This window comes from Streptomyces sp. AF1A, from assembly GCF_047340315.1.
Classification (GTDB): domain Bacteria; phylum Actinomycetota; class Actinomycetes; order Streptomycetales; family Streptomycetaceae; genus Streptomyces.
Genome location: NZ_JBLEBI010000024.1, coordinates 24,102 through 36,750, shown reverse-complemented (window position 1 = coordinate 36,750; position 12,649 = coordinate 24,102). Strand labels below are relative to the sequence as shown.

Annotated in this window: 9 protein-coding genes; 3 read left to right on the top strand and 6 right to left on the bottom strand. The window is 72.5% G+C overall.

The annotated features are described in order from the left end of the window. Window positions 1–238 precede the first annotated feature (238 nt). Window positions 239–850, top strand: coding sequence for a nucleotidyltransferase family protein (locus ACLU3S_RS10875; protein ID WP_413951559.1), 612 nt, complete (start codon window positions 239–241; stop codon window positions 848–850). 184 nt (window positions 851–1,034) lie between these two features. Then, window positions 1,035–2,660: a malate synthase A gene (aceB, locus tag ACLU3S_RS10870; protein WP_413951558.1), complete on the top strand. Its 1,626-nt coding sequence runs from the start codon at window positions 1,035–1,037 to the stop codon at window positions 2,658–2,660. A gap of 3 nt (window positions 2,661–2,663) precedes the next feature. On the opposite strand, the gene ACLU3S_RS10865 is transcribed toward aceB, so the two are convergent. From ACLU3S_RS10865 to ACLU3S_RS10845, 5 genes are all read right to left on the bottom strand, one after another. Next, window positions 2,664–2,939, bottom strand: coding sequence for a SelT/SelW/SelH family protein (locus ACLU3S_RS10865; protein ID WP_413951557.1), 276 nt, complete (start codon window positions 2,937–2,939; stop codon window positions 2,664–2,666). A gap of 24 nt (window positions 2,940–2,963) precedes the next feature. Next, window positions 2,964–3,878 (bottom strand): HipA family kinase, encoded by a 915-nt coding sequence (locus ACLU3S_RS10860; protein ID WP_413951556.1) that lies wholly within the window; start codon window positions 3,876–3,878, stop codon window positions 2,964–2,966. Between the two features lie 205 nt (window positions 3,879–4,083). After that, on the bottom strand, window positions 4,084–5,097 hold the full coding sequence (locus ACLU3S_RS10855; RefSeq protein ID WP_413951555.1) for a hypothetical protein: 1,014 nt from the start codon (window positions 5,095–5,097) through the stop codon (window positions 4,084–4,086). Window positions 5,098–5,125: 28 nt separating this feature from the next. After that, a complete protein-coding gene (locus ACLU3S_RS10850) occupies window positions 5,126–8,497 on the bottom strand; it encodes a hypothetical protein (RefSeq protein WP_413951554.1) in 3,372 nt (1,123 codons plus the stop codon). A 59-nt stretch (window positions 8,498–8,556) separates the two neighbouring features. Beyond that, window positions 8,557–9,783, bottom strand: coding sequence for a hypothetical protein (locus ACLU3S_RS10845; RefSeq protein ID WP_413951553.1), 1,227 nt, complete (start codon window positions 9,781–9,783; stop codon window positions 8,557–8,559). A gap of 552 nt (window positions 9,784–10,335) precedes the next feature. On the opposite strand from ACLU3S_RS10845, the gene ACLU3S_RS10840 reads away from it, so the two are divergent. Beyond that, window positions 10,336–11,118 carry a CAP domain-containing protein gene (locus ACLU3S_RS10840; RefSeq protein ID WP_413951552.1) on the top strand — a complete coding sequence of 261 codons (783 nt, stop codon included), beginning with the start codon at window positions 10,336–10,338 and terminating at the stop codon, window positions 11,116–11,118. Between the two features lie 12 nt (window positions 11,119–11,130). Here ACLU3S_RS10840 and ACLU3S_RS10835 read toward each other — a convergent pair whose 3' ends face one another. After that, the gene (locus ACLU3S_RS10835) at window positions 11,131–12,633 is read right to left on the bottom strand and encodes an IucA/IucC family protein (RefSeq protein ID WP_413951551.1); all 1,503 of its coding nucleotides are present in this window, start codon (window positions 12,631–12,633) and stop codon (window positions 11,131–11,133) included. Window positions 12,634–12,649: the final 16 nt, after the last annotated feature.

Below are 12,649 nucleotides of genomic sequence, written 5' to 3'. Positions count from 1 at the left end.
GCGGAAACTCGTCATTTTCGAACTCGTCGACCGCAATGCTCAGGACGCGCCGTCTCACGCTTCGCCCCACCCCCCACGCCTGGGAGGAGCTTTTCCGTCGGCATGCCGCGGTAAACGGGTGCGGCCCACGCCTTCGGGCGGTTTGAAAGGAACAGCGGAATCCGGAATCCCGCATCGGTAATGGGGGCCGCGGACCGCGAAACCGGCGGTGGTCGGGTATGCAGGAGGTATGACACGCGTGACACGCACGGATGACGACACCGCCGGCGAGGTCGCCGGGCTGGTGCTGGCCGCCGGTGGCGGGCGGCGGCTCGGGGGGCGCGCCAAGGCGCTGCTCGGGCACCGGGGGCGGCCCCTGGTGGAGCGGGTGGTCTCCGTACTGCACGCCGCCGGGTGCACGCGGGTGCATGTCGTGCTCGGCGCGCGGGCTGACGACGTCCGGCGGCAGGCGCGCCTGGAGGGCTGTGTGCTCGTGGACAACCCGGAATGGGAGCAGGGGATGGGTTCTTCGCTCCGGGCCGGCCTGGATTCACTGAACCGTACGGGGGCCCGCGCCGCGCTGATCTGCCTCGTCGACCAGCCCGGCATCGGCCCCAAGGCGGTGGCGCGGGTGCTGGCCGCGTACGAGGACGAGCACTCCCTGGTCTCGGCCGCGTACGACGGCGTGCGCGGCCATCCGGTGCTCTTCGGCGCGGCCCACTGGCCGGGCATCGCGGCGACGGCCACCGGGGACCGCGGGGCCCGGGCCTATCTGAAGGCCCACGAGGACGGGATCCGGCTCGTGGAGTGCGCGGACGTGGCCGAGCCCTACGACATCGACACCGTGGCCGATCTGAGCCACCTTGAGTGAACGGGGTGGCACCGGGCGCCACCTTGCCTCGACCCGGAGATTCTCGACATCAACAAACCATTGAAGTTCCACGATGAGGAAACTACTATCCACAGATCAGAAGCGCCTGACCGTGCTGCGGGCGCTGACCGTCCTCTGCGTGCCACTTGGCACTCGGTGCCACCGCTGAAGGAAGTGACAGCTCATGTCCGCACCAGCGCCGTCCCCGCTGGCCATCGTCGACGCCGAGCCCCTGCCCCGGCAGGAGGAGGTCCTCACGGACGCGGCGCTCGCCTTCGTGGCGGAGCTGCACCGGCGGTTCACCCCGCGCCGTGACGAACTCCTCGCCCGCCGGGCCGAGCGCCGCGCCGAGATCGCCCGCACCTCCACGCTCGACTTCCTGCCGGAGACGGCCGCCGTCCGCGCGGACGACTCCTGGCGGGTCGCCCCGGCCCCCGCCGCGCTGAACGACCGGCGCGTGGAGATCACCGGCCCCACCGACCGCAAGATGACGATCAACGCGCTCAACTCGGGCGCGAAGGTCTGGCTCGCCGACTTCGAGGACGCCTCGGCGCCCACCTGGGAGAACGTCGTCCTCGGCCAGGTCAACCTGATCGACGCCTACACCCGGAACATCGACTTCACCGACGAGCACAGCGGCAAGTCGTACGCCCTGCGGCCGGACGAGGAGCTGGCGACCGTCGTCGTGCGCCCGCGCGGCTGGCACCTGAACGAGCGGCACCTCGTCGACGCCGACGGCCGCCAAGTGCCGGGCGCGTTCGTCGACTTCGGCCTGTACTTCTTCCACAACGCCCAACGGCTGCTGGACAGGGGCAAGGGCCCGTACTTCTACCTGCCCAAGACCGAGTCCCACCTCGAGGCTCGCCTGTGGAACGACGTGTTCGTGTTCGCGCAGGACTACGTCGGCGTCCCGCAGGGCACCATCCGCGCCACCGTGCTGATCGAGACCATCACGGCCGCGTACGAGATGGAGGAGATCCTCTACGAACTGCGCGACCACGCCTCCGGGCTGAACGCCGGCCGCTGGGACTACCTGTTCTCCATCATCAAGAACTTCCGGGACGGCGGAGCGAAGTTCGTCCTGCCGGACCGCAACGCGATCACGATGACGGCCCCGTTCATGCGGGCGTACACCGAACTCCTGGTGCGCACCTGCCACAAGCGCGGGGCGCACGCGATCGGCGGCATGGCGGCCTTCATCCCCTCCCGCAAGGACCCGGAGGTCAACGAGGTCGCCTTCGAGAAGGTCCGCGCCGACAAGGACCGCGAGGCGAACGACGGTTTCGACGGCTCCTGGGTCGCCCACCCCGACCTGGTGCCGATCGCCATGGAGTCCTTCGACCGGGTCCTCGGCGACAGGCCGCACCAGAAGGACCGGCTGCGCGAGGACGTGCACGTGACGGCCGCCGACCTCATTGCGATCGACTCCCTGGACGCGAAGCCGACGTACGCGGGTCTGGTCAACGCCGTGCAGGTCGGCATGCGTTACATCGAGGCCTGGCTGCGCGGCCTCGGTGCGGTCGCCATCTTCAACCTGATGGAGGACGCGGCCACGGCCGAGATCTCCCGCTCCCAGATCTGGCAGTGGATCAACGCGGGCGTCGAGTTCGAGAACGGCGAGAAGGCCACGCCCGAGCTGGCCCGCCGGGTCGCCGCCGAGGAACTGGAGGCCATCCGCCGCGAGATCGGCGAGGAGGCCTTCGCGGCCGGGCACTGGCAGGAGGCGCACGACCTGCTGCTGAGGGTGTCCCTCGACGAGGACTACGCCGACTTCCTCACCCTGCCCGCATACGAGCAGCTCAAGGGCTGAGCCTCACGCGGTCCCGTCCGAGTGGCCCAGGGACCTGCCCGGGGCCACCCGGTCGCGTACGAGCCGCTTCACGGCCGTGGGCTCCGGGAAGCCCTGCTCCTTGCGGTCCCACACCACCTCGTCGTCCACCCGGACCACGAAGACGCCTCCCGTGCCGGGCCTGAGGGACAGCTCGGCCAGCTCCGCCTCGAAGGTGGTGAGCAGTTCCTGCGCCAGCCAGGCCGCGCGGGGCAGCCAGCGGCACTGGGTGCAGTACTCGATCTGCACGACGTGGCTCATCGGTTGTGCCTCATCCGTTGTGTCTCATCCCAGGTGTACCGACCAGTCCTGCTGCGCCGCGGGCTTGCCGTGCAGGTCGGGGACGCGTTTCAGCCAGTCCGGGCGGCCCGCCTGCGTCCGCTCGGCGCGGGCGGCCTCCTCCGCCGCGAGCTCCTCGCGGCTCGGGAAGCCGGTGGGCAGCCACTGTGACGACAGCCGTACGCGCGCGAGGAGATAGCCGACGTACGCGTCCCGGACGTCGTCGGGCGTCGCGAACCCGGCGTCCTCGGCCAGCCAGGCGTCCGGCACCTCGGCGACGATGCCGCGCAGCAGCTCCTCGGTCACCCGGGGCGCGAGTTCGGCGTCGGCGGCGCGGACGTCGGGGCCGTACTGACCGAGGGCGTGGTGCCGGAAGTCGTACGTCCTGCCGGGGGTCGTGGTGTCCCAGCGGTGGTGGAAGACGAGCGCGGCGCCGTGGTCGATGAGCCACAGGCGCGGCGGCACGGTGCCGAAGGTGGGCCAGACCATGAGGTTGGAGCTGTGCACCGTGCGGTCGACGTTCACGGTCAGCGCGTCCAGCCAGACGATGCGGCCCGCCTCCAGCGGATCCACCGGGAAGACCCTGGCGATCTCCGGGGTGAGGTCGCGGGCGCCCGGCAGATAGTCCATGCCGAGGTTCACGCCGGCGCTCGCGCTGTGCAGGTCGCGCACCTCCTGGTGCGGCTCGGCCTCGGCCACCGCCGGGTCGAAGTGGACGAGGACCAGCTCCGGGAAGCGCAGGCCGAGCGCCCGGGCCAGCTCCCCGACGATCACCTCCGCGACCAGCGCCTTGTGCCCCTGCGCGGAACCGGTGAACTTCACGACGTACGTCCCGAGGTCGTCGGCCTCGACGACGCCGGGGACGGAGCCGCCGGAGCGGAGGGGCTCGATGTAGCGGGTCGCGGTGACCTCTCTCAACATGAGCGAAGACCCTGTCGCGCTGCGACCTTGCATTCCACGGCCACCTCCAAGGACGGTACGGCCCTTGCTTCCGGCCTCCGGCATGAAGTGAGCATAGTAACCAAGCGTGACAGACACCTTGTGAGCGTCGTGGAAAAGGTGAGGCTGGTCAGCCGAAGGACAGAACGGCGATCTCCAGACTCCGGTGTCCACGGGTGTCCCTTCGTCACCGCTTCGCCGGGCCCCCCTGCTTCCACGTCCTGGGGTCGACCTTCACGAAGTCCGGGGTCGCGGCGCTCATCCCCGCCCCGGCGCCCACATGTGCCTGGTACCCGGAAACGTAGGCGACCTGGTACGCGCCCAGCGTCGGCTTGTCGTCCCCCTTCTCGATCAGTCCCGCGGTGATCTCGAACGGCTTGCCCTTGCGGTCGATGGTGAGCTGGTACGTCCGGTCGTCCACGTGGACGGTCATGACGAAACGGAACCGGCAGTAGGAGCGGCTGGTGCGGGTGTACAACAGGAACGTCTGCGGCTGACCGGGCAGGATCGTGACCGTCCGGCCCAGGAAGTAGCCGCCGCCCAGCTTCAGGCTGTCCGAGGAGAAGTCACGGGGCACCGGGTGCGGGGAGTCGAGGTCGAAACCGATGCCCACGTCGCTCTCCCCACCCGAGCCCAGCGGCGGGTCGAAGAGCACGGTGCCGGACAGCGGAGCCGTGCAGACCTTCTTGACCTGCACGTTCGTCACGTACACCGTGTCGTGCCCGGGATTGCGCACCATGACCTGCACGGCCGTGTCGTCCGGGAGGACGCCCGGGCCGGTGAGGCTGTTGGTGTCGGCCTCGATCTGCCGCTCGCTCAGGTGCATCGGCTCGGCGAACACAACCGTGCCGCCACCGTTGATCCGCAGCGGCGTGACCGAGGCGATCGTCGGTTTCGGGGGCGGTGCGTCATCGGTGAACAGGCCCACGACGCCATGCCAGGCCCCGTTCGCGACGTCCTGTGCTATCCCGGTCACCGCCCCGGTGATCCCCACGGCAACCGCGGCCGCGAGGGCCACGGCGAGCTTGGCCAGGCGACTCTTGGCCCACTGCCAGGAGCCGGCGTGCGCGGGCGGCGCGGTCCCCTCGCCGGACCGCCGCGCGGCGGTGGCCGCCTGACGGCGCCTGGCCCGGCTGCCAACGGGGCTGCTCGGCCGCTGCCCCGGCTGGTAGGCGCCCCAGTTGGACGCACGTCTTCGCATCCGCGTTCTCCTCGATCGCGCGGACCGCTCAGCCATGGCGGCCGCAGAGCGGGCGGTAGGGTGTGGACGAGCCGACGTACTCGGCCCAGGCCGCACGGGTCAGGTCGCCGCCGCCGAGTGCGCACACGCGCGAGGCCCACCGGTCGTAGGCAAGCGGCCAGAAGTACGTGGTCGTGACGTGCGGGTGGTCGCCGAGCACGCCCCCGGTCGCCGTCAGCAGTGTGCCGGGGGGGTCCCAGGCGACGTCGACCGCCGACTCCCCCGCGGGCAACTGGAAGGCAGGATAAGCGAGTTGCCCGTCCGCCGTGCGGTATACCAGCACCTTGCCCAGGCCGTCGGCCACGGCGAGAAGGCGGCCGTTCGGGCTGTAGGCGAGGTGCGCGGCAGGGCCGGGCAGGTGGATGACCGGCGTACCGGGCAGGCGCCGGCCGGCGGGGTTCAGGAAGCTGACGGTGTCGTCGGTCGAGAGGGCCGCGACACGCGAGCCGTCCGGCGCGTACGCCACGGCGTACGTCCATCTGTCGAGCGCCACACTGTCCACACGGCGGGTGCGCAGGTCCACCGAGACCAGCCGGTTCCTGACGGCCACGTCGTTCAGCTTGGCAGATCCCACGGTGAGCAGGGCCGACCTGCCATCGGGACTCAGGGCGAGTCCGCCGCCGCCGGCCGCGCCCGTGCTGACGCGCAGGGCCAGCCGCCAGGTGCGGGTCGACCAGGCGGCGACCTGGCCGGAGGTGTCCCGGGCGACCATCAGGTGCAAGCGGGTGTCGAACAGCACGGATACGGCGATGTTCGGCGGCAGGTCGGGGTCCGTCGGCGTCGTGTTCTCATCGCCCGGGAAGACGATGTGGCGCAGCGCCCTGCCCGTCCTGGCGTCCCAGACGAGTACCGCGGCCCTGAAGTCCGGATCCTGACCGGCGGCGGCCACGAAGGACGAGGTCAGCGCGCCTGCGTTGGCGTAGAACGACGACCCCTTCGGCCACCAGTGTGCGCCCGGCAGGAAGGCGCGGCGGGTCCTCGTCGTGGAGTCGCCGCGAGCGGGGTCGTGGGGGTCGGGCCGCACGGTGTAGAGACCGGTCGACCAGTCGTGGGCGTCGGTACTGCTGAGCAGGAGGTCGCCTCGTGCGTCGTAGGCGAGAACGGTGGACGCCCCGCCCGTGGCAGGGGCCGGACCCGCGCCTCGGACGTCGAGCACCGTCACGGTGTCCCCGGCGCCGCCCACCACGAGATCGCGTCCGTCCGAGCTGGTGGAGGAGGCGAACTGCCCGGCGTAGCCGCCCTGGGGTCGCGGGGTGGTCACACCGCCGTCGGTGGTGAGGAGATCGACCCCTTGGTCGGTGCCCACGGCGAGCGTGCCGTCGGACCGATGGGTGAGGGCGTCGACCGAGGCGGTGATGCCGGCATAGGGGTAGATCTCGTGATGCCTGGCGCCAAGGCTCCACAGGGACAGGCCCGCGGGGGAGCCCGCCGCCACGGTGAGCGTGCCGGTCGAGGCGTCGGCGGTCAGTGCCGTGAGCGGACCGCGCGCCTGGCCCGCGCCGAGCAGGTTGGCGGTCCGGTGGGTGCGCAGGTCGTAGGAGACGATGCCGGCGTCGTCGGTGCCGATCAGGACGCTTTCCGAGGAGCCGTGACCACCTGGGGCGTAGGGACTGCTGACAGCCACAGGAGTGACGTACTGGTGTCCCGGCGCTTTCAGCGAGTCGTCGTCTGCGCTGAGGGTGGCGTGCGTCCTGGTGTCCCACACACGCACCTCGCCGTTGCCCGCCACACGGTAGACGAGCGTGCCGTCGTGGCTGAAGCCCAGGCCGACGGTCCGTCCTTCGCTACCTCCCAGGTACGGCATGTGGAGACGGACGGGGGCGCCCACGCGGGAGAGGTCTCCCGTGCGCCACAGCAGCACGTCGCCCTTGCTGTCGGCACCGGCGAGCAGCGGGGCCGCCGGGTCGCAGGCCAACGCGACGATGCCGGACGCGCCGCTCACCCGGCCGAGACGCGTCCCGGACCACGAACTCCAGGCCTGTATCCCCCCGTCGGGCCCTGCGGTGAACACCATCTGCCTGCCGTCGTCCTGAGCGATCGCGTCGAGCGTGCCGTCACCGGTGTCGAAGCGCCGGGCGACGTACTGCTCGTCCTCGCTGAGCTGCCTGAGCAGCCCCGCGGTCTGGTCGGTGGGGTCCACGCTGTGAGCTGCGAGGGCGAGTTGGGCGGCGAGTCGTGGGTCCTCCGCCGCGACGCCGAGCGCGCGTGCGGACAGCCGGGCGGCGACAACGGACCGGTCGTCTCCGGAGTGCCAGCCCGTCAGATGGAGGGTGAGCATGACCAGCGCGGTCGCGGTGACCGCCCCGGCCAGCCCCGCGAGAAGGGGACGGGAACAGCGGAGGAACCGGCCCGGCCAGGCTGCGACCGCAGTGGGAAGCCGGAGCCGGAGGCCGGTTGCGCGGGCGTTGACGCCGACTTCCGCGAGGGCCGGCGCGAAGGCCCGGCCCAGGTCGCCGTCCGCCGTCCTCAGCGGCTCGCCGTCCACCCCCTCGGCCGCCCAGAGCACGCTGCGCCCCTGCCGGGCGAGCGGGCACCGCACCCACGCGTCGCCGACGGCGGCGGCGAACGCCTCGGTGGGCCGCAGCAGGGCCATGCGCTCAGGGTCCGGGTGCAGGCCCGGCGGGCCGCCGTCCATCACCGCGAGCATCAGGCGCGTCCCGCCCTGCTCTCCGGCGGCGACCACGTGTTCGACCTCCGCGACGACCGCGGGACGCGGTCCCCCCGCGAGCGCCTCCACGGTCATGGCTGCGAAGGCCTCTGCGGCATCCCTGTCCGCGTCGGCGAGCGCACGAAGCACGGAGGACGGGTCGTCGGGGTGGGCCCCGAGTGGATCCGGCGGCTCGGGCACCTCGGGCGCGGGATGGGGCGATGCCGCGGCAGGTGCAGAGCGGGCGGCGCCGGGTGGCGAGGTGGTGCGGGCGGGCCCAGGGGCGGGCGTGGACGTCGGTGTCGCCGCGTCCGGTGCGGTCGTCGGCGGGGCCGGTTCATGGCTCGGTTCTTCCACGGGAAGGGCCTGATCCGGCGCGGACGTCGGCGCAGCCGTCAGGAGAAACGACGCGCGCCAGTAGGTCAGCGCGGCGGCCAGGTGCGACGCGGCGTCGCCCGGCTGTGCCAGTGCCCGGGCCGCCGCGAGCACAGCGGACGCGGTCTCGGCGTCGGCGGGAGGGACCTGATCCTGTACGGCGTCCAGGGCGGCGAGCGCGTCGGGTCCTTGCGACAGCGCGGCCCGGCTCAGGGCGAACAGGCGTGCCGACGCCATGCGCCGCGGCCGACCCTCCTGGGTGGTGCCGGCCGACGCGGGAGGCGGCTCGTCGGCCGCCCGCTCGCGTTCGGGCTCGCGTCTGGGTCGAATGGTCCACATGGCGGCTCCCCCCCCACCGGGCCGCGGGCCCGGTCCCCTTCGGTCGTACGCCCGTCGCCTCAGAGCGCGGAGCGGACTTGCCGTATCGCGGTCACCACGCCGTCACGGAAGGTGAGTTCCACGGCTTCGCCCCGGACGATCTCGAAGGCGGTGGCATGAAGCCCGGCCGGGATGTACCACGGGCTGTTGCCGCGGTCCTTGAAGTAACGCGGGTCGGCGTACGGCGAGTCGATGCCGGGGTCGCTGCCGGGTCCCCAGAGGGCGTCCGCGAGCCCGGCCAGTGGCCAGAGCGGGCCTGTGATGTACGCGTCACGTCCGTTCGCCCTCACGGGATAGACGGTGGGGGCGTCGGCGGCCGCGGTGACCGATGCCGTCCCGGTGTTCACTCCCGGACGGCAGGTGCCTGCCGCAGCGCAGGCCGCCGAGACCGGGGAGCCCTGCACCGTGACCTTGATGCGCGGACCGGTACCCGGCCGGGCCTTCCCGGCCTCGACCGTCGCGTCGATCAGCAGCCCGCCGTAGGTGCCGTCGGGCGGGGTGGCGGACGGGAGCGCGGGCACCGTCCCGTCCGGGGCCGACGTGGCGGAGGCCATGACGATGTTGTCGCCCTTCTCGACGAGCCGGTCAGCGGCTCCGCGCCATTCCCGCCGGAGGGGGAACCCGGCGCCGAACGCCGTGGAGAAGACGCCGGTGTTCTCCTCGGTCTCCAGCGTTCCCCGGGAGAACCGTTCGGTGCTGTAGATCCCAGGGTCGAGGGAGCTGTTTCCGGTGCCCGACGAGATCAACTGCTGCGGCTTGCTCGGCGCCAGCCGCCCCCAGCCGTCGGGGCCGTTGCCGAAGGTCACGGCGTTTCCGGAACCGTCACCGCTGAAGGGGCCGTTGACGATGTAGACCGCGTCGTTCATCCCCGGCAGCATCGCGCCCTGGACGCCGACGCCGTGCTCGTCGTAGCTGCCGGGCCCGTCCCCGACGTCCTGCGGATACATGGACTGGGCGAGTTCGTGCCATCCGGTGGCGGTGCGGCGCCAGAACGTGATGTGTCCGTGCTGGTCGTAGCAGGCGGCCTCGTAGCCTCCGGGCGTTCGTACGACCACCGGGGTCAGCGGGGACACCCGTGACCTCAGGTCTCGTTCGGCAGCAGCCCGATCGACCCCTGCCCCGGCCGTGCGGGTACCGCCCGTGTCCGTCAGGCGTACGACGGCCAGGCTGCCGCAGGCGGCGACCGCCAGCGCGACCACCACGACCGCCCAGCGCCGGCCACTCGATCTCGGAACCGATTCCCCCATACGGCGCCCCCGCCCCCCATGCCGGGCCCGCCCCCCGGACCACAGAGATCCAAACTATGCATGCTATGCCCGGCATCGTGGGCGCTGATACCCAAAACGGTCCGATTGGTTGCGCATCACGCCCATCGATTGCCATCGGTGCGCATCCATGGTGTCGGAGACTGATCAGCCATGATCACTCCCGCACCTCCGCCGCCACCGGCAGCTCGCCCCGGTGACATCCCTCACACCGGAGTCGGCCACTAAGGAGGGCGGGTAGTAGGTGCCGCTCCGGCGACATATGGGATTTGTCCGGCTTGCCAGGGGTACCAGGCGCGCCTCGGGGAATGGTCCGGCGCCCGCGCACCTGCTCCCCCTACTGAGCACCGATGGCGCGAATCTGACGGCACGCCAGGGATCAGCAAACGTCACAGATGCGAACTCGACAGGCGTCTCCCCGTCTGGCAAGGGCCCTCCCGCCCTACGAGTCCCGGTAGTAGCCAAGGCCCTTTGCGCTCTCTGTGAGGCCGTCCCGAGAATGAGCGCCCGGCGATCACCGAGCGAGGTTGACGAATGGGCAAGCACCGCAAGACGCAGTACTACCGGCGAATAGTCATCGCCACCGCCGCCATCGGCGTCGTGGGCGTGCCCTCCGTCGCCCTGGCCTGTTCCGACTGGCCGCACGGCACACAGGACCAGGCCCATGTCGCCGCGGCGAGCGCGCCCCAGCGGGCGTGGCATCACTCCCACCGGCATCACCACCGCAACGGCCACCACGCCGGCGGGCCGCGGGCCGGCGCGCCTGCCACGCCGCGGCCCACCGCTCACCCGAGCACCACGAAGAAGGTCACGGCCCCCAGGCCCACCAGAACCACGTCCCCCAGCACCCCGAAGGCCACCGCGGCTCCGTCGACGGCCCCCGCCGCGCCGAGCACGCCCAAGGCCGCGCCGAGCAGTCCGAAGGCCACCGCCACCGCGTCCGGGGTCACCGCACGCATCGTGCAGCTGGTCAACTCCGAGCGTGCCAAGGCGGGTTGCTCCGCGCTGACCCTGAACTCCGCGCTGACCAAGGCCGCCCAGGCCCACAGCGCGGACATGGCGGCCCACCAGAACATGTCGCACACCGGGTCCGACGGGTCCTCCCCGGGCGACCGCATCACCGCCGCCGGCTACGCCTGGAGCAGCTACGGGGAGAACGTCGCCTACGGCTACGCCACCCCGGAGGACGTCATGGCGGGCTGGATGGCCAGCCCCGGCCACCGGGCCAACATCCTCAACTGCTCGTTCAAGGAGATCGGCGTCGGCTACGCGCCGCAGGGCAACTACTGGACCCAGGACTTCGGCACGCCCCGGTAGGCCTTCGGCCGGTCACCGGGCCGCCAGCGGGTTCGGCAGCGGCAGGTAGCGGGCGTCCGCGCCGTCCGCGCCAGTCCAGCGCAGCAGCAGGTTGGTCTTGCCGGGCAGGGTCGGCGAGGCCAGCAGGGCGGGGATCTCGGGCAGGTCGTGCCGGGCGAGTTCGCGGCGGGCGGCGGGCCAGGGGTCGAGGCCGGGACGGTGTTCGGCGAGGGCGCCGGCGATCTCCGTGAGGTGGTTGACCACCAGGCAGTACACCAGCCGCTCCCAGCCGGCGGCCCGCGGCACGTCGGGCACCAGCTTGGCGCCCTCGGCGTCCCGGAACAGCGCCTGCACGGGGGTGCCGGACGCGTCGACCGCGACGAGGGTGTTCTGCAGGTGCGCCTCCAGGACGACCCCGTGCTCGTCGAACGCGGCGAGGGCGGGCGGCACGACCTGCCGCAGATACGCCTCCCACCAGCCCTCGGGGTCGGCGGCGGCGGCCAGCGGGCTGCCCTCGAAGCCCTCCGCGAGCCCGGCGGCGAGCAGCGGGGTCGCGCCCGGCAGCAGATGGCCGCGCAGACCGTCCCGGACCAGGACCGCCAGCTCCTCGAAGGCGAAGGCCGCCGTGCGGTAGCCGCGGTCGCTGAGCCAGCCGGCGGACGGGCCCAGCGCCGTGAGGGCCTGCCCGGCCGCGAGGTCGGTGCGGCGCAGCCTGAGCAGGTCGTGGCGCCACAGCCGGCGGATGTCATTGGTGATGCGGACGTCCAGGCTGAACTTCAGGAACAGGTCGCGCCGCGGCTCGTACACCGTCCGCACCGCCGCCGTCGGCCAGGTGTCGAAGCCGGTGGTGCCGAGCCGGAGCAGCCGGCCGTCGGCGAAGGCGGGCGCGAGGTCGCCGCCGACCAGGTCGAGCTGCCAGGGGTGGGCGGGCAGCAGCCGGTAGCCGGGCGGGGCGGTGCCGAGCGCGTCCAGGGCGCGGGTGTCGCCCTCCTCGGCCACCTGGTCCTCGCGGACGCCGAGCAGCACCAGCGGGAAGCGGGCGTGGGCCTCGGGCGCGTACGGCAGCCAGGAGGCGACCGGGCCGCCGCCGCGCGCCTTGGGCGCGGGGTGGTAGGGGTGGCCCGTGATCAGGGACTGCTCGGAGCGCAGGTACGGGTCCGCGGGCGCCGTCGCCCGGGCGCGGGCGTCGAGCAGGGCGGCGACCGCGTCGCGGCTGTCGATCATCTCGGCGGGCAGATCGCCGCCCGGCAGCCCGGTGTGCCGGCGCAGCTCCTCGGCGACCAGTTTCACCAGCTCCGGGTGACCGACCCGGTGCCAGACCCCGGCCGCGTACACCTCCGGGTCGGCGGGGCGCCGCCCGGGGCGCACGCGCAGCAGCCGCCCGGTACCGGGCAGCCGGTAGGCCGGCCGCTCCCCGGGGTCCGGGAGCGGCACGGCCACCTCCCGGAGCAGGCAGTTGAGCAGGGGGGCGCAAGCGTAGGCGTCGGCGCGCCGGCCGACGTCGTCTGCGGGAGGCTTGAGGTCCACGCGATCCATTCGTTCTTCGTCCGGG